The sequence below is a fragment of the Ligaoa zhengdingensis genome (assembly GCF_014384885.1).
In the GTDB taxonomy this organism is placed as follows: Bacteria; Bacillota; Clostridia; order Oscillospirales; family Ruminococcaceae; genus Ligaoa; species Ligaoa zhengdingensis.
Genome location: NZ_JACRST010000007.1, coordinates 33,501 through 50,412, shown reverse-complemented (window position 1 = coordinate 50,412; position 16,912 = coordinate 33,501). Strand labels below are relative to the sequence as shown.

The 16,912-nt window shown below is 64.9% G+C and carries 12 protein-coding genes; 2 read left to right on the top strand and 10 right to left on the bottom strand.

Annotated elements, in window-relative coordinates; all coding sequences use genetic code 11:
- The first annotated feature begins 143 nt into the window (after positions 1-143).
- Both H8711_RS06500 and H8711_RS06495 read left to right on the top strand, forming a co-directional pair.
- The gene (locus H8711_RS06500) at positions 144-632 is read left to right on the top strand and encodes a deoxycytidylate deaminase (protein WP_249282660.1); all 489 of its coding nucleotides are present in this window, start codon (positions 144-146) and stop codon (positions 630-632) included.
- 81 nt (positions 633-713) lie between these two features.
- On the top strand, positions 714-2,849 hold the full coding sequence (locus H8711_RS06495) for an ATP-binding protein (protein ID WP_249282659.1): 2,136 nt from the start codon (positions 714-716) through the stop codon (positions 2,847-2,849).
- A 106-nt stretch (positions 2,850-2,955) separates the two neighbouring features.
- Here H8711_RS06495 and H8711_RS06490 read toward each other — a convergent pair whose 3' ends face one another.
- From H8711_RS06490 to H8711_RS06445, 10 genes are read right to left on the bottom strand one after another with little or no spacing between them, the layout of a single operon-like run.
- On the bottom strand, positions 2,956-3,513 hold the full coding sequence (locus H8711_RS06490; RefSeq protein WP_249282658.1) for a hypothetical protein: 558 nt from the start codon (positions 3,511-3,513) through the stop codon (positions 2,956-2,958).
- Between the two features lie 42 nt (positions 3,514-3,555).
- Positions 3,556-5,493, bottom strand: coding sequence for a hypothetical protein (locus H8711_RS06485; RefSeq protein WP_249282657.1), 1,938 nt, complete (start codon positions 5,491-5,493; stop codon positions 3,556-3,558).
- A gap of 29 nt (positions 5,494-5,522) precedes the next feature.
- Positions 5,523-6,641 carry a phage tail protein gene (locus tag H8711_RS06480; protein WP_249282656.1) on the bottom strand — a complete coding sequence of 373 codons (1,119 nt, stop codon included), beginning with the start codon at positions 6,639-6,641 and terminating at the stop codon, positions 5,523-5,525.
- 12 nt (positions 6,642-6,653) lie between these two features.
- Positions 6,654-8,759: a baseplate J/gp47 family protein gene (locus H8711_RS06475; protein ID WP_249282655.1), complete on the bottom strand. Its 2,106-nt coding sequence runs from the start codon at positions 8,757-8,759 to the stop codon at positions 6,654-6,656.
- A 15-nt stretch (positions 8,760-8,774) separates the two neighbouring features.
- A complete protein-coding gene (locus H8711_RS06470) occupies positions 8,775-11,666 on the bottom strand; it encodes a baseplate J/gp47 family protein (protein WP_249282654.1) in 2,892 nt (963 codons plus the stop codon).
- Between the two features lie 10 nt (positions 11,667-11,676).
- Positions 11,677-12,090 (bottom strand): GPW/gp25 family protein, encoded by a 414-nt coding sequence (locus H8711_RS06465; RefSeq protein ID WP_249282653.1) that lies wholly within the window; start codon positions 12,088-12,090, stop codon positions 11,677-11,679.
- Between the two features lie 28 nt (positions 12,091-12,118).
- Complete coding sequence (locus H8711_RS06460; protein WP_249282652.1) at positions 12,119-12,904, bottom strand: phage baseplate assembly protein V; 786 nt, start codon at positions 12,902-12,904, stop codon at positions 12,119-12,121.
- Positions 12,901-14,004: a phage late control D family protein gene (locus H8711_RS06455; protein WP_249282651.1), complete on the bottom strand. Its 1,104-nt coding sequence runs from the start codon at positions 14,002-14,004 to the stop codon at positions 12,901-12,903. Before H8711_RS06455 ends, H8711_RS06460 begins: the two co-directional genes overlap by 4 nt.
- A 33-nt stretch (positions 14,005-14,037) precedes the next feature.
- Positions 14,038-14,820, bottom strand: a complete 783-nt coding sequence (locus tag H8711_RS06450) for a CIS tube protein (protein WP_249282650.1) — start codon at positions 14,818-14,820, stop codon at positions 14,038-14,040.
- The gene (locus H8711_RS06445; protein WP_249282649.1) at positions 14,821-16,899 is read right to left on the bottom strand and encodes a hypothetical protein; all 2,079 of its coding nucleotides are present in this window, start codon (positions 16,897-16,899) and stop codon (positions 14,821-14,823) included. It lies immediately after the preceding gene.
- Positions 16,900-16,912: the final 13 nt, after the last annotated feature.

Here is a 16,912-nt window from a genome sequence, read left to right as displayed (position 1 = left end):
CTGACTGTCGTTGGGCGGCGGAAAGCGCCGCCGTAATCCCCTTTATCATACCACAGGGAGATGGGAAAAACCACGCCTTGCCGCGGCGGGATTTTTCCCTTATAATAGGAATTAAAATCATCTGTATGGAAAGGGTGTTTTGAATGACAAGGCGGGACAAGATCAACTATTATCTCGATATCGCGCAGACGGTGCTGACGCGCGGCACCTGTATGCGCCGCAACTTCGGGGCGATCATCGTCAAGAACGACCAGATTATCTCCACCGGTTATGTGGGCGCGCCCCGCGGGCGCAAAAACTGCACCGACCTCGGGTTCTGCACCCGGCAGCGGCTTCAGGTGCCGCGCGGCACCCGCTACGAGCTGTGCCGCTCGGTCCACGCCGAGGCCAACGCCATCATCCACGCGGAGCGCTCGGATATGATCGGGTCCACCCTCTACCTGGTTGGGCGGGAGTACGACTCCGGCGAGTATGTGGCAAACGCCAACCCCTGCGCCATGTGCAAGCGCATGATTATCAACGCGGGCATCTCCACCGTGATTGTGCGCGACGACCTCGACCACTACCGCGTCATCAATGTGGAGGATTGGGTAATCAACGACGAATCCCTCGAGGAGATCACCGGCTATTGACCCGCCCGGCGGCGGCAATCGCCGGCGACCTTACGCGCGCGGGGCACGCCTCTCTACCATGATAAAAGGGGGACACCTTGGTTGGCAGAACAGTTTGAAATCGCACTTTTCCACCGGTTCCACTTTGAACGGGAAAACCAGCCCTATCCAGACGAATCGGCCCTGCTGGACGACTGGATGGCGCTGGTATCCGGCTACCTCTGCCTGGGCTGCGCGATCCAAAGGGAGAGCGCCGGCCCAGGCGGGGCGGTCGGGCTCGCGGGCGCCAGCTTCGGCCCGGCCGAGACCTTGCGCTACCTCTCGGCCTTTCCGCAGGCGGGTTTTGATACCCCCGAGGAGGTTATCCTGCTGTTCATCCGCGCCGAGCGGATGATCGCCCGGCGCCTCGCGCTCACCCTGGAGGGCGGGCAAAATTTCCGCCTGTGCCGGGTGGCGCACACCTTTGCCCTCGACGACTTCGCCCTGTTCTGCCTGGTGTGCAGCCTGTGCGCCGGGCTAGACCGGGGCTTTGAGTCCGCTTTCGCCCTGCTGCACGGGCAGGATGCGCTCGCGCACCCCACGGTGGGGGTGCTTCGCTCGCTGTACGGGCTGATCCATCCCGCGCCGGGCGTGCCCAGCTTCTGCGACCCCGGCGCGCTCTCAGCGCTGCTGTTTGTGCCTCAGCAGCCCGCCACCCTGGCGCTCTGGCCGGTGGCGCTCCATCCGCACCTCACGGCCTACCTGTGCGGGTGCGAATACCGCGGCCGCTTTCAACCGGATTCGATCGACCGGACGGACGAGCCCCTGTTCTGCGACGGGCAGTACCGCGCCGCAGAGGCTTTGACCGCCCGGCTGAACGAGGGCGGTCAAAGCTGTCTTGGCATCCTGTGCGGACCCCGCGGCAGCGGGAAAAAGCTGACCGTGCGCCGCCTCGCGGGGCGTTTGGGGCGCAGGCTGCTGCTGATCCCCGCGGAGGAGCTCCCCGACGAGGAGCCTGCGACCTCCGACCTGCTGCGGTACGTCCTGCTGGACGGCTGCCTGATCTGCCTGGACGGAGCGGACCTGGACAGCGCCGAACAGCGCGCCCGCCTCGAGCGGCTTCTCCGGGCGCTCGCCCCGCACCGCGCGGGGGTGTTTCTGCTCACCGAGCGCCTGCGCCGCAACTTCTGTCCCGACGGCTACCTCTGCCGCCGCATCGACTACCCGCTGCCCGACCAGGGGCAGGCGGTACGGCTCTGGACGCAGTTCGCCGCAGATTATCCGGTGGCCCCCGAGCTGGATTGGCGGGCGATCTCCGGGCGGTTTTCGCTTTCGCCCGGCCAGATGAAGGGCGCGCTGCGCGACGCCGCCCTGGAGGCCGCGGGCGGCCCGATCGACGGCGTGACTCTGCGCGGCGCGATTCTGCGGGCCAACACCAGCCGCTTGAGCGAGCTGGCCGACCGCATTGACCTGTTTTACACCTGGGACGACCTGGTTTTGGACGACACGTCCAAGGGGATGCTGCGCGAGGTCTGCAACCGGATCAAGTACAAGTTCCAGGTCGAGGAACAGTGGGGCTTCCGCAGCAAATCGGCCTACGGCAACGGCATCTCGGTGCTGCTCTACGGCCCGCCCGGCACCGGCAAGACGATGAGCGCGCAGGTGCTCGCTGGGGAACTGTGGCTGCCGCTCTACCGCATCAACCTGGCGCAGATTATCAGCAAATACATCGGCGAGACCGCGAAAAACCTCGACGCCATCTTCAACGAGGCCCGCAACAGCAACGTCATCCTCTTCTTCGACGAGGCCGACGCACTGTTCGCCAAGCGCACCGACGTGCAGAACGCCAACGACCGGTACTCCAACTCCGAGACCTCCTACCTGCTGCAAAAGATCGAGGAGTTCTCAGGCATCAGCATCCTGGCGACCAACCTCGCCAACAACTTCGACGACGCGTTCCGCCGCCGCATCAACTACATGATCAACATCCACATGCCCAGCGAGGCGCAGCGCCTCCAGCTCTGGCGCAGCGCCTTCCCACAGGATGCGCCGCTCGACAGCGAGATCGACTTCGAGATGCTCGCAGGCAGCCTGGAGATTTCGGGCAGCGTCATCAAGTCGGCCGCGCTTCAGGCGGCCTATTTCGCCGCGGACGAGGGCTGCGCCATCGGGATGCGCCAGATCGTGCGCGCGGTGCGCATCGAACTGGGCAAGGCGGGCAAGCCGGAACCGCGCTATTTTCAGCATTACACCGGATGAATCGAGCATTCCACATCACAGATCAGCCGAGACTTTCTCGCCAAAAGCGAAGAGACAGACGACAAGGAGCGGACCCGCGGGTCCGCTCCTCTTTTTGTTATCCGGTTCAGTCGAGAAATCCCTGCCCGATCACTTCGTCGAGCGTGTTCACACCGCGTGCGATCAGCGCAAGGCCATCCACAGTGATATCGAGCGTCTGGCGCAGCGAGATCAGCGCGTCCACCAGCATCTGCCCGCAGACGATAAAGGGGTAGTCGGGCCGCAGAAGCAGGTTGTGCCGGTAGTAGAGGGTCCGCCCCATCACGCCGAACCCGCCCACCAGCGCATACTGGTTGGCCCGCATGCAGGCGTGCATCACCTCCGGCAGATTCTCCTCCGGGACCTCGCTAAACACCACAGCCGCGAACTGCGCCGTGGTGAAGCTCCCCTCCGCCCCCTCCGGGTGCAAAAACGAGAGCTCGGCCGTCACGGCCGCCTTGATCTTGCCCAGATTGGATATGCCGACCTGCAGAACCGGCTGTTCGGTCTGGCCGTAGGCGACCCATGCGGTCTCCCAGCCCGCCAGCCGGGCGTGCTCCTCCAACAAATCCATCAGGAGTTCTTCGTCCTGGGCTTCAAACCGGCCGGTCGCCGCTGCGGGCTCCCTATTGTAATCCCTCTGCATTCTATCTCCCTTCCGCCGCCCACCGGGCGGCTGGCTGCGCGGTTAAACGCCCGGCGCAAACTGGTGCGATGTGTACTGGCCGTACCCCGAGCCGACCTTGCCCAGGCGCTGCGCCAAAAATTCCCTGCTGGGCAGCCGACCATCTTCCTGCCTGCGCACCCCCATGCCGCTGAGCAGCCCCTCGTCGGCCTCGCCGCCGTCAGCCATCTCTTTGGCGCGGCCCATCGCGATTGCGTTTGCAATGCCCGCCTTGCCGCCCGACTGGCCGGAAAGCGCGTTGCTCATCAGGGTTTTAAAGTCCGCGTCGGAGATGTTGCGGACGCGGGGGGATTCGTTTTTGGTGCGCTTGGCGTATTCAAATTTGAACCGCTTCTTGAGGTCGTCGTAATTTTCGATATCGGCCAGGGCCGTGGCCATCTCGCCGCCGTTCAGCTTGATCGCCCGGATCTCGTTGTCGACCGTCTTGACTTGCGACTTGCCCCGGAGGATGCCAGCCACCAGTCCGCCGATCAGCTTGGTGCCTGTACCCAGGCCCATCGCCACATAGCCGGCGATCTTACCGCCCAGCGTCTTGGGGCCAAGCAACGCGCTGAGCGCATAGGTGCCCCCGGCCAGGAGGTTGCCGGCCAGCCCGATAGCGGCGCGGTTGCGCTTGTCGGTGCGCATACTCTTTGCCATATGCTCGCTGTTGCGCTTGCGGACATATTGGGCCTGCGTCTTGCCCTCGCTCGCAATCGCGTCGTCCGCCGCCCTTTTCGCGCCCTCCACATCCCCAGGGTTGCTGGCGAGGTACCTTTGAAACGCCTCGGCGCCCTTCATCTTTTGGGCGGACTGGGCCGCCTGTATCGAGGTCTGCCCCTCCTTCTTGTGGAAGGTCTTGGTGGCCTTGGTGGCCTTTTCGTGCTCGCGCAGCTCGTTGACATGGCTCTGGTTGGTGAATATGCCGGTGGTGTTGCTGAGGGCCTCGCCGGCGTTGCTGGCCACAAAACCCCAGGTTTTGAGCTCCGGGTCCTGTTTTATCGCAGAGGCCATCGTCATCGAGTGGCCGGTGAACCTGCCCGCGTCGGTCGCGAACCCGGCCAGCGACTCCAGGCGGTCGCGCTTATCCTGGCCGGCCCAGTTATCGGCTGTGTCGAGACCCCGCTTGGTGACGGCCATCAGGTCCGCCGCAAGGTTCAGCCCTGCGCCCGTGCTGCCCGCACCGACCCGCCAATTCTTCGCCGCGTCGGTGGCTTCCCCCAGCGCCATATCGGTTAGGGTGGGGATACCGACGCCCACCGCAGTGCCCCCCAACCCCGTAAAGAGGTCGCCGTATCCCAGAATATCCTGTGCGGTGAGATTACTCTTTTCCCGCTGCTCGTGCCGGATGGCGCTCGCGTCGCGGCGGTCGCGCGCGGTATACCCTGCGTATTTCTTTTTTGCAAGCTCATGGCTATCCACCTTGTAGTGGTTCCGCAGTTCGCCATCCGTCACATCATTCGATTCAAACGCACTGGTATCGAACATCGCGGCCAGATCTTCGCCGAGGCTGCGCTCCGCCTCCGCCTCCTCGCCGGACGCGGGCGTACCCTGCTGGACGGCGCTTTCCACCGCCTGCGACACCTCGCCGAGCTGGGCCGCCGCCCCGGGGTTGCCCGCGCCCGCCTGTTGGGCGAGCGCGTTGGTGACGCCGTTGATGACCGCGTTTTCGGGGCTGAAGATGTTCTTGAGCTTGAGGTCCACCGCGATCTGATCCATGATCTTCTGCGCGCTCTCCATCACCATGATGTCGTTGGTCTTGCTGTTTTTAAACATAAACTGTGGGGTGGAGCGGACGACGATATTTTTCACCAGCTTGAGCTTATCCCCGACCTTATCCCGCCAGAACTCGCGGCTGTAGTCCGCGTCGCGCCAGTGGGTTTCGGGCGCGTTGTACATCCTGCGCACCTGATCGTCCCGATCCTCCCGCTTTTTCTGGAACCTGCTGTAAAACGATGCCATTGCGGCCACCCCTTTCTAAAATCTCGCTGTCAGCCCACCGTGATATGCGACCCCAGCGCCGCCTGGTCCACGCTGGCAACCTCGGGCGTGGAGAGCGCGCTGTTCACATCCAGGTAGCAGTGGGTATCGGTATGGGAGCACCGCCGCAGCGTCACGACCTTGAACCGCGCGCCCACCATGCTGTACGACTCGATCAGCCGCTCGAGCTTTTCCTCCGATATGGGCAGCGCGCTTTGCCTGCCGCTCAGGTCGAGGATCACGCAAAAGTCGTTGCTGGTCTCGCCGTACAGCCTGTGGTAGGTCTGGCGCTGGGACGCCGTCACCCCCGCGGCGTCCCATTGGAACGACTCGACAATCCGCGGCCGGACGCCCGTTGCGAGCGCCACCACCTGCTCGAGCGCGCGCTTGGTGCCCTTGAGCCCCTGGTAGAGATCGATATGGCGGATGATCTGCCGCAGCTGACCGGGCGAAAAGACGCCGTCCCGGTTGTCGACGCCCAGCCACCCGGCCAGCACCTCGACCGTCTCGTCGGGCGTGGCCTCGTAGTCGAGCAGGCGCGGGATCTCGTCCACCCGCCGCTCCTCATCCAGAAAGATCGATTGCAGCACGGCGATGTAGCGGTCGAAAAACGCATCCCCCTGGTAGATTTCGGGGAAATATTCTGTAAAGCTGTATTTGGGGAACTCCAGCCGGAACCCCTCGATCTCGCACCGGCTTTCTGCGGACAGCGGATAGGCCGCCAGGTAGACCCACACATACCGCCCGGTGAGGCCGTGCAGCAGGATATCCCGGTTGTTGACGCTGCGCACATGCGCCATCGAATAAAGTGCGGATTCCTTCTGGGCGGGGGAAACCTCGGGCGCAGCCAGCAGTGCGTCGAGCGCCGGACTGCCCGCCCCCGGGCCGGCCAGCGCGGCGGAGGCCGCCGCGATCACCTCCAGCTTGACGTCGTGGAACTCTCCCTCGATGTACAGGCGGTTGAAGGTCATCTCGGCGTCGCCCGTATCGAACACGCGGGTGATGTAGGCGCAGGGAGCCGTCGGGCTTTCCATCCGTAGGGTCAGATCGTCCGTCAGCACAAAGCCGTGGCGAACCCCTTTCTGGAGCGCGCATTTATAAAAATTGACGGTCTTAAGTTGCTGCTTCATGGTTCCCGCTCCTTATATAAACTCGATTTCCACCGTGCGCAGATAGGCCAGGCTGTCGGGATAGACCTCGATGTCCCCCCGCTCGTTGCGCACCGCGCCGCTGCCGACCGCCTCAAAGGCGAGCTGCCGCACCCCGCGCACGCAGTCGAGCATCTCCAGCGCGGAAAATACCCTGCCGTACACCACATTGCGGCCGAATCCACCCGTCTTGGTGAAGTCGATCAGCTCAAGCAGCAGGTCCTGCACCCGCTGCCGGGCTGCCTGGCTCTTGTCCTCCAGCGCGATCCGGCCAAATACGTTCACCCCCACATATTGCGGCGGGATCACCAGCAGCCGGGTGGTAAGCAGGCGGTGCTGCTCGAGATGCGCCAGAATTGCCCGCTGATAGCGGTCGCTGAGGGTGGCGTGGGGGTCGTGCGCGTAGGGCTTGACCGCCAGCAGCACCGTATTGGGGCGGTAGGGCGCGCTGTAACAGTCGCTGAACTGCCGCATGGTGATGACGTTGACATAGTCGATCATCAGCCCGGGTGTGCGCTTGACGATTTCGATATAATCCTCCGCCGTAACCGCGCGGGTCACCTCCCGGAATTTTTCTTCCAGCCGGGCTTCCAGCTCCTGCGCGCTCTCCCGGTGCTTTCCGCCCCGGGCGTCCTCGATGTTGACCACTGTAAGCGGCCCCAGGCGGCCGTCCGCCAGCCGGTTGACCCGGCCCGCCAGCACGTTGCCCCCCTCGAATGCGGAGGTCTTGACCGTGACGGCCACCACCGTGGCCCCGCCGTCCGGCTGCAGGCCATTTTTCCCGTCGCCGAACACGATCTGCCCGGCCGCGCTGTCGTAGGAGAACACCCGGTCGGCGTAGCCCGCTTCGCTCAGGTCGGCGCACGGCTCCCACAGCTCGTAGCAGACCCGGCCGCCCGCCCGGCGCGTCAGCGCGAGGCGCAGCTCCAACAGGCCCGGCCAATCGAAGTCGAGCCGCTCGCCGGCGCACCCCAGGGTGACCCCGGCCACCGTCTGCGGATAGACTGCCTGGCCGGCGATCAGCACCAGCACCTTCCGCCCCACTGCGGGGGCGCGGCCAAACCGTTCTTCGTCGAACCGGATCACCCGCTGCCAGGGGTACCGGCCGGGCAGGATCTCGCACAGCGCGCCTTCGCCGGGGGTATGCTCATACCAGGTGACGTAGCCGTCCGGTGACTCGACCGCCACCGTGATGAGGTCGTCCTCCCGGATGCAGTAGTCGATTGCGAGCTCGCCGCCTTGATAGGTGAGCTCCAGCGCTTGGGCGCAGGTGTCGGTCTGCACCGCCTCGGCGCAGTTGACCGTCACGCGGCCGAGGCGCGGCAGTAGGTCGTAGCCGTTTTCGCGCAGGGTGCAGCGCAGGTAGTGGGCGGGCGCGAACAGCGGGCTTTCCAGCCGCCCTGTCCCCTGTGGGAGCTCCAGCGCGACAAAGCCGCTGCGCAGAAACCCGCCGGTGCTGTCCTCCGCCACATGGACGGGGAGCCACCGCTGCCCGTCGCAGCAGGACCATTCCAATTCCGCCAATGAGAACGGCCCGTCAAACGGGTTGCGCCGCGCGTCCCCCTGCACCTCAAGAAACAGGCGCAGCGGGCCCGCATCCAGCGGGGCCTCGAACCCCAGGTAGAGCTCCCGCTCCCCCGCGCCGTAGGCAAACAGCTCGGCAAAGCCGCCGTCCACCCCGGCGATGCGGGTGATCTCCCGCGGCACGCCGTCCACAACGCTGTAGAGCGCGGCCACCCGGTTGCGCCGCCCGCCGCAGGTCTCGCTCACCTCAAAGACAGTGCTGCCCGCCGCGAGCTTGGCCCCGCGCGGCAGCAGGAATTCGTCGTGTTCGGGTTCGACCGCCACGCGGCAGCGGGCGGCCGCCTGCTGCGGCTCCAGCCCCAGCAGCTTGAGGTATTTGAGCCGGTGGACCTCGCCGGTGGCGTTCATGTAGTAGTTCAGCGTATCGGTGAGCCAGGCGAAGGTTTGCAGCGTGGTGATGCCGGGGTCGTGGGCGTTGAAGTCGGTCCACTCTCCGGTGAGGGTGGGTATGCGGCTGCGCGCCCGCTCAAACAGCTTGTCGAAGCTCAGGTCGTCGAGCTGAGGTACGCTCAACATGTTCTCTCCCCCTTATCAGGTGGCCCGCCTGCCGTCCAGGGCGAGGTCCACATATACGGTATGTTCCCCGTTGACCGCCATGGCGAACGGGTTGCGGATGTGCCGGTAGATGTCGTCGTTGACCGCGTATTCGTTGCGCCCAAACTGGGCGGTGAGCACCGTGCGGGTGACCACCGCTTCGGGGCTGCGTATCTTGAGAAACGCCAAAATCTGCTGCATGGTGGGCAGTTCGCCGATCTCCCACCCGCGGCCCTCAAAGCCGCCCTCCAGCGGGTCGATGAAGGTAGCGATCAGGCCGGCGATCTCCTTTTGCAGGTCGTAGGCGTGCTCCATCCTGCCGCATTCCAACCAGAGCCGCACCGACAGCCGGACAAAGTACGGCTGCGCAAGGATGAGCGACTTGCCCAGCGGCAGGACGCCGCTGCTGCCCAGCAGCTTCTCCCTGATCTGCTCTTTGACGGCCGAAAAGATGTGGCTGCCCTTTTCGTACTCCTCAATCAGCACGGCGATGGTGATGGCGTCCTCCTGCGGCGCGCCGTATTGATCCACGCCGGTGCAGCATTTGATCCGCCGCACGCCGTAGGATACCTGCGCGATCAGATCGAAGTAGTCGTCGCGGCTGACCGCGCGCCCCCTGGTGCGCAGCATGTTGGAGATCACGGCCGCCGAAGTCCGCTCGTTGTAGCCATCGTACCCGCCGTAGGCCGCGATCGGGTTTTCCACGCGGCTGACATAGCGGATCGACCGGTTGAGGGTGCGGATGCTCCCCGCGGGCACGTTGGCGTCCGCGCCCTGGTAGCTCTGGTATTCCACCTTGACGGCCGGGCCGCCGTCCCGCAGCGGGAAGGTGGAGAAGATATTCTTTTCAAAGCCGATCTGTCCGGCCGCCGGGTCGAAGCGGTAGGCCCGCCCCCGGCCGGCCGCAAAGGCGCCCCTCTGCCAGCGCACCCAGTTTTCGCCCTCCGGCGGGTCGCCGTCCCGCTCGTTGATCCAGACGGCGGCGTGCAGGATGTTTCGTTCGGCGAGCTGAAGCGTCACGGCGGTGTCGATGTCGTCCACATAGAAGGTCTCCACCCGCGTGCACAGGTTGCGCGCCTGCGCCATATTCCGGTGGATGCCGCGGATGACCGGCAGGCTTCCCTGCTCCGCGGGATCGTTGTGGTTGATCAGCCGAACCCAATAGAGGTCCTGGCCGAACAGCGAGCCCCGCCGGATATCCTTGGGGATCACGGCGAGCATCGTCTCGGAGTAGAGCATCCCCGCGGTGTTGTCCACCACCTTGAGGGGCGCGAACCCCTCGGGCGAGAGGTACTCGGCGGTGAAGTCCACCGGCCGGTCCTCGTTGTTTTCAATGTCGAAGTAGAGGCTCACGGGGGTACCCCACGGCGCCTGCCCAAATCCCAGGTACATCGCGGGTTTTTCCAGCTCGCTGTTGTAAAACGGGCGGACGACCCGCCGGCGGTGCAGCAGCGCCGTGACATCGCGCACCTCGAAGTTGTTGCGGGTGCAGGCGTAATCGGGAAGCTGCGGGGCCGCGCCGTAGCTGTAAGAGAAGCGCAGCCGGTCGATCACCGGGCAAAACTGCCGCGCCGGCAGCTGGTAAAGGGAGTCGGCGCGCAGCAGCCGCAGCCGCAGCCGGTAGTCGCCGGGGAAGTCCTCCGCCCCCGCCATGTCGTTGGGCACCGTGAAGGAGATGCGCAGCGAACCCTCGGCTGAGCCGTTGAAAAGCAGGGCGGCGTGCTCCTCCCGCAGCAGCCTGCGCCAGCCGTTTTGGCCGTAATATTCCAGCAGCACATAGTCCGGCTTGACCTCCATCATCGCCGGGTGCGGCGGGGTGCGCGGGCGCTTCATAATGACTTTATATTCCTCGTCCGTCTCGTATTCGGGCAGAAGCTGCTCGAACTCCTCAAAGTCGAGGTCGAACGACATCTCCACCCGCGCGCCGCGGCGCGCGAGCACCTCACGGCACTCGATGCCGCACTCCGCGTAGATCTCCATCGGCCGCCCGAACGGCAAAAAGTGCTCGGTATTCTGCAAAACGCCGTTGCAGAATATCTCGTCGGCCGGGATGTCCGAGCGCCCGAACGAGAGCTCGATTCCTGTGATTTCGAGGTCGCACAGCTGTTCGGCCCGCGCCGCCAGCAGGTAGCGCTCCGCGCCGCCCAGCTCGGTCTTCACCGGCGTGTAGCTGTGTTTGACCAGGCGGACACTGCCCCCCTCGGGCGCGACGCTGTCGAACGGCTCGATCTCCTCCCCCTGTAGAAGCCCGAACCGCACCGCGCCCGAACAGAGGGTGGCCGCCGCCTGCTCCGCCCCCTCGGGGGTGAGCGCGGACAGGCGCAGGGTGAGGTCGAGCGCGCCCAACCCGTCGAACAGGCGGTCGTATCCCAGCAGCAGCAGGTGCTCGCTGCGGTTTTCGGCCGTCAGGTCGAACGCGGTGAAACGGGCGGTCTCGGCGTTCTGCCCGCGCGCCATCAGCGCGACGATGCGGTCGCTCGCCCCGTCGGTGGCGTAGACCGCCTCCAGCTCGGCGTTGGTGGCGGTGATGCCGTACACCGTCTCGAAGATGATGCGCTGGTCGCTGTCGCCGGTCTCGGCGAGCATCTGCGTGCCCTTGGGGATGTAGACCGGCTCATCCAGGCCCGCCACCGGGTAAAACTTCACATAGGTGCGGGCGGCCTCCACCGGCTCCTCTTTGAGCCGGTCGAACAGGTTGAGATACTGCACCTTGTGCTTGTGTAGGATGCGCCCGAAGCGTTTTTGGCTCTCTTCAATCATGCCGCAGCACAGCAGCTCCACCACCGAACCGGGGTCCGGATCGTCGGCGGAAAAGCGCCACTCGGGCGTATAGGAGGCCGCGAGCTCCCGCAGCTTCTCCTCCAAAGATCTATCCTCGCTGTATTTCATGCTCTTCCCCCTATTCCAGACCGACGCCCTCGTAGAGATAATACGGGAACACGAGGTTGTTCGGGTTGTTGGTGGCGCGCACCGTGTAGCTGATGGAAAACACCACCTTGCCCTCGCTCAGGCCGCTCATATCCACCTGCACGCCCACGTTGATGATGCGCGGCTCCCAGCGGGTGAGCGCGTCCACAATCTCGCTGCGCACCATCGAGAGGCTCGCGTCGTCGGGCAGGCCGAACACATAGTTGTGCACGTCGCAGCCGAAGTCGGGCAGCATCGCGCGCTCGCGCCTGCGGGTCATCACAATCAAATAGATCGACTGGCGGATGTCCTCCTCGGCGCTGCACATCACAAAGCGCCCAGTCGTCTGATCCAGCCGCGGCGGAAACGAAAACCCCCGCCCCAAAAATGCCCTTGTATCTTCCATCGTCTCCTGCCTTTCCGGCGGCGCGCGCCTAGTTGAGCTTGAGCATCTGCCCAGATATCTCGGTCATCGTGCCGCCCTTGAGCGTGGCCGTCTGTTTGCCCTCCGCCTTGAGCATCCCGCCCTCCAGCGTGAGCGACTGATTGCCCGCCAGCTTGGCGGTCTGGGCCGCCTCCAGCGCGAGCTTATCGCCCTTGATAGCGATCGCACCGCCCTGCCCGTCCAGGGTGATTTCACATTTCCCCGCCTTGAGGGCGATGGTCTTGTCCGCCGTGATTTCAATCGCGCCGTTCTTGCAGTCCAACCGGATGAGATTTTTGCCGTCCTTGTCGCTGACGGCGACCTGCTCAGTTTCGTCCTCAATGGTGAACTTGAGCCCTTTGGGGGTGGTCAGCAGCACCGACTGCTTATCCTTCTCGTCGCTGACCGTGCATTCCACGCCGCCCTTGGTGATAAACCGCTTTTTGAGGTTCTTCTCGTCAAATGATTCGCTCAAAATTTTTGCGCCCGCCGGGTAAAAGCAGCCGAGCACAAACGGCTTGGTCTGCGCCGCGCCCAAAAAGCCCACCAGCACCACGTCGCCGATCTCGGGCAGCAGGTAGCGCCCGTAGGCAGCGCCCGCGTAAGGGTGCAGCAGCGGTATCCACTCGCAGATGTTTTTACCCGACAGCCAGGAGGTGAACTCCACCTTGACCATGGCCGGGAAGTTTTTGTCGTTGTTCTCGGTGACAATCCCCTGCACAAAGCTGCCGATCTGCCCCGAGAGCCCCACCCCCTGGCGGCCCTCCCGCAGCAGGTCTGCTATCGAACTATTCACAGGCTATCAGTCCTCGCTTCAAAATTTGTGACAAAGCCCCGCTCGTCCACCGTGTGGCGCACCCCGCAGATGTACCAGCTGCGGTCGAGCGCCGGGTCCAGCCCCTTGAGCTTGACAAACCGGCCGGGCACCAGCTCGGGGATTCCCAGGCAGGTGCACCGCACCACCATAAAGTCCTGCTGGAGCTCGGCCATCAGGATTTTTGCGCGGTCCCCGGCCTCCTGCGCGCTGGCCACCCGCTCGTCGAAAAACGAGCGCACGGTGGAATCGATCGATTTGGCGGCCGACGACCCGGTGGAAAATTTCCCCTTGGACGCCGCCTTGCCGGTGACCGCCTCGCCGTTCTCCGGGTTGATACCCGAGACCTGAACCTCCTTCACCAGCTTTTCCCCCCGCATCCCCGCGCGGGCCGCGAGCAGCCCACCCTTCAGCTGTAGGGTCATGATCGGGCTTGCAGATACGGGCGGCTTGCGGAAGTAGGCCTTGCCCTGTATGATAAAAAACTCGCAGCCGGTATATTTGGCATACCGCACGAGAAAATCGTAGTCGCTTTCCATCGGGAAGTGGATCATCTCGCCCTCTAACGGCAACGTATCCACCTGTTTGCCCTTGAGATAGGCGGAGACCGGTTTTTCCCCCAGCAGCGTGTTCACCGCCTGGGTCAGCTTCTTTTCGCTGAGAATCTCCATCCGTTGTGTCTTCATCAGCAGGCATTTGGCGTCCGCGCAGTCCACCCTGATTTCCGGCGCGCCCTGCTCGGGGTCGAAGAGGTATTCCACCTCGACGATATGCCCGCTGAACACCGATTCGGTGCTGATATAGCCCAGCTTGATCTCCACCTGCGCCCCTATTTGCAGGTATTTATAGGCGCCCCCTGTGTCGAACCGGGTCTTTTCGTAGTCGTATTGGCTGAGCACCAAAAAGCTGCAGCCGGACGCCTCGTACCCGCTGGTCAAATCGACCGCGAGGCCGGAGATGGAGCACTTGAGCTTTTCGGTCAGCTCCACGCCGTCCACCACAACCCGGAAGGTCGGCGCGCTCATACCCTGGTATTTCCGCTTGAGACCCGCAAAGGTGGTGCTCCCCTTCATCAAGTCCATCCGCCGCTCCCCCTTTCTTTGTATGGCCGCAGGTCACCGGATGGCCGGTACCTTCAGCCGGACCGCACGCCCGATGGCGCGCGGGTTGAGTATCCCGTTGGCCTGTGCGATCACCTTCCACTCGTTGGGATCGCCGTATTCATCCGCGGCGACCATCCAAAGCTGATCGCCGTAGGGCAAAAAGCGCTCTTTGGTGCGGTCGGGCGACTCAAACGGCGCGGACGCGTCCCCCTGGATCAGCTCCAGCTCTTCGCCCACGATCTTGAGCACCATCTTCATGCGCACCGGCGTACCGTTGGGCGCAAACATTGTGTAGTTGATCGTGCTGCTCTGCACAATGCCCTCGAATTGTATCCCCTGCCCCCAGACAAACCGCACAACCGGCGGCTGGTGCAGGCTGGACACATAGCGGATGGTGGTGGCCACCCTGTTGCACAGATCGTTGACCTCGGCGTGAAGGTCGGGCATCACCACCTGCCCCAGCGTCTTCAGCAGCTCCATCGGGTTGGACGCCACGTTGGACACCGCCCCGACCACATCCATCACCCCGAGGCTCTTGAGGTCGGTGAACGCATCGAAATAGAGCGTCACCGACAAGGTGGACAGCGCGCCCGAGGTCACCTGGACGTCCTGCGGGTTGGCCTGCTGGCCGTCGCCGGTCTTTTCGCTGAGGTTGACCCCGCGCGTGATGGTGTATTCCGAGGGGTTAAACTGCACGTCGAGCGAGGTGGGCGGCGCGCCCTCCCCGCCGTCGAACACCAGAAGGCTCGCTTTGGCCAGCTTTCCGTTCCCGCCCTGTGTGAGCGCATCCAACATTTAAAACCCTCCTCTGCGCAGCCGTTCCGACCGCAGCCGTTTTTCAATGACCTGATAAACCTGGTCGGCCAGCTGGTTGATGGGCACCTGGCCGCTCTGCTTCTGTTCCGCCACCGGCGCTGTGAGCGGCGGCGGCGCGTTGATCGCGATATTTTTTTCGGTTTGTTTCCTGGTTTCCACCGTCCGGCTCTCCTGCTTGACCACCCGGCGTATCGTCTGGATGTCGGCGGGCTGCTCCGGCGCGCCGTCCTGCACGGCCTGGCGGCGGTGTACGATCGACGGCGGTATGACCGGCGCTGTCTGCACCCCAGCGCCGGACGCTGTGCGCGCTGTTGCCTCAGACATGGTTTGCGGCGCCTCCGCCCCCCGCTGGGGCCCCGCCTGACGGTGGGTCATCGCGGCGGGGGATGAGCGTCCAACTGTTGGGGAGCCCTGCGCCGTGCCGGGATGGCCGCCGGATAAATCAACATGGCCCGCCGCCCCTGATGTTGCCGGCAACCCAGCAGCTTGCCGCTGGTTTATCCCCGGCGATCCGTCCGCCGGATACAGCCGCAGGCTGGCCGGGTGCCGAACCGCTTCACCGGATACCCGTGCGGCAAGCCCAGGCGAGACTGCCCCGATCGCTGACGGCGCGCCCATCGATGCGTTGACAGCCGCCCCCCACATTGTGCCGGCCTGCCGGGTCGCCCTGCGGGAAGATTCCGCCGCACCGGCGGGCTGCTGCTGTCCCAGCAAAAGTGTGGTCAGCGGCGCAGCCGCTTGTGCAGCCGCCAGATGCAAGCTGTGCGTGACCGGCCAAATGGCGGGGCCAGCCACAGTGGCTGCGTGCGCAGGCCCCCACGCTGTATTGCCCCTCTGCATTTGCGCTTTGCCCGCTGTCAAATGTCCCCCGTCTTCTCTTCCAGCGGGCCGCGCCGCCCCGGCGGCGGGGGGCGCCGGGGCGGCGGATAGCCCCCGCTGACCGGCTTCGGCCCCCCGTGCTGTCGCAGACCGCAGGAGGAGTTTGGCCGGGGAGGAAAGCGCCATCATTCGGGCGGCTGTATCGGCCGCACCGGCAGTCTGTGCGGCCGAAAGAATCGCCGCGGTATACTGCATCTGGATCGAATTCCCGGTCTGCGCGGCCGGGGAAAGTATCCGGCCGGTTGCAGCGGCGGGCTCCCCCGGCGCGGCTGACCAACTGGGCCCCAACACGGGTTGGCCGCTCATGCGCCCCCGTTCCGGGACTGCGCGCTTCTGTGCGGCGGGCGCCGGTGCCGCTGTGCGGTTAGCCGCTGGCGGCTCCCCCGGTCGGCTGCGGTTGACCACGGCGGCCCTTTCGCGGCTCCGCTCGCCCAAATCGTGGGCCGCTTGCCGGGCCGCCTCGGGGTGGGTGAACGTGACCGGCCGCTGCGGGCCCGCCGTGCGCTCTATGGCCCTTGGCGCGGCGTCCGAAGAGGCCGCCGGGTGGGGAATCCTCTCTTCTCGGCTGGCCACCCGCAATGCGGACGGCGCGGCATGGCGGGTGGCATCTTCCGCAGGGGCGGAGATAGCCGTATCGGGCCGCCCTGCCGGCACGCGCTGTACGGCCGCCGCACGGGTATGTCCCGCGTGAGATATCCCGTTCTCCTGCCGCGGCTCTCCAGCGGGTGCAGCGAGGCGCTGGATCATCTCCGGCGCTCCCGCCGCCTGCAAAAACCGCACCGTTTCGCGCAGGATAGCCTCGCCGCGGGCGGCGGCGCCCCCTCCGCCCGCGCTGAGCCCGCCCCGCACAGAAATTTCTCCGGCAATCCGCCCGGCTGTGCCGCTTGTAGACGGAGCCGCCTGGCCCCGCGCATACAGCCGGACGTTCTGCATCATCAATCGGTTGAGAAAATGAAAATTGAGATGCAGGTTGACAACCACATTCTCCTGCGCATAGCGCGCGATATTGGTGATATTCTGGATATAGGTCTCGTAGCGCGGCGCGGCGCTCTCAGCCTCCGGCGCGCCGTCCGGCTGGAGGAACACCAGCCGCGCGGGCAGCACCGGGGCGGGCAGCGCGCCCGCGTACCGCGAGAGGATGGACGCGGCGAAACCGGCGTCGATCACCGTCTGCATCATCTGTGTCCATCCC

What these genes read in the sequence shown, in the direction of transcription:
- H8711_RS06500 (WP_249282660.1), top strand. Translation starts at nt 144, where the DNA reads ATGACAAGGCGGGACAAGATCAACTATTATCTCGATATCGCGCAGACG.
- H8711_RS06490 (WP_249282658.1), bottom strand. Translation starts at nt 3,513, where the DNA reads ATGCAGAGGGATTACAATAGGGAGCCCGCAGCGGCGACCGGCCGGTTT.
- H8711_RS06485 (WP_249282657.1), bottom strand. Translation starts at nt 5,493, where the DNA reads ATGGCATCGTTTTACAGCAGGTTCCAGAAAAAGCGGGAGGATCGGGAC.
- H8711_RS06480 (WP_249282656.1), bottom strand. Translation starts at nt 6,641, where the DNA reads ATGAAGCAGCAACTTAAGACCGTCAATTTTTATAAATGCGCGCTCCAG.
- H8711_RS06475 (WP_249282655.1), bottom strand. Translation starts at nt 8,759, where the DNA reads ATGTTGAGCGTACCTCAGCTCGACGACCTGAGCTTCGACAAGCTGTTT.
- H8711_RS06470 (WP_249282654.1), bottom strand. Translation starts at nt 11,666, where the DNA reads ATGAAATACAGCGAGGATAGATCTTTGGAGGAGAAGCTGCGGGAGCTC.
- H8711_RS06465 (WP_249282653.1), bottom strand. Translation starts at nt 12,090, where the DNA reads ATGGAAGATACAAGGGCATTTTTGGGGCGGGGGTTTTCGTTTCCGCCG.
- H8711_RS06455 (WP_249282651.1), bottom strand. Translation starts at nt 14,004, where the DNA reads ATGGACTTGATGAAGGGGAGCACCACCTTTGCGGGTCTCAAGCGGAAA.
- H8711_RS06450 (WP_249282650.1), bottom strand. Translation starts at nt 14,820, where the DNA reads ATGTTGGATGCGCTCACACAGGGCGGGAACGGAAAGCTGGCCAAAGCG.
- H8711_RS06445 (WP_249282649.1), bottom strand. Translation starts at nt 16,899, where the DNA reads ATGATGCAGACGGTGATCGACGCCGGTTTCGCCGCGTCCATCCTCTCG.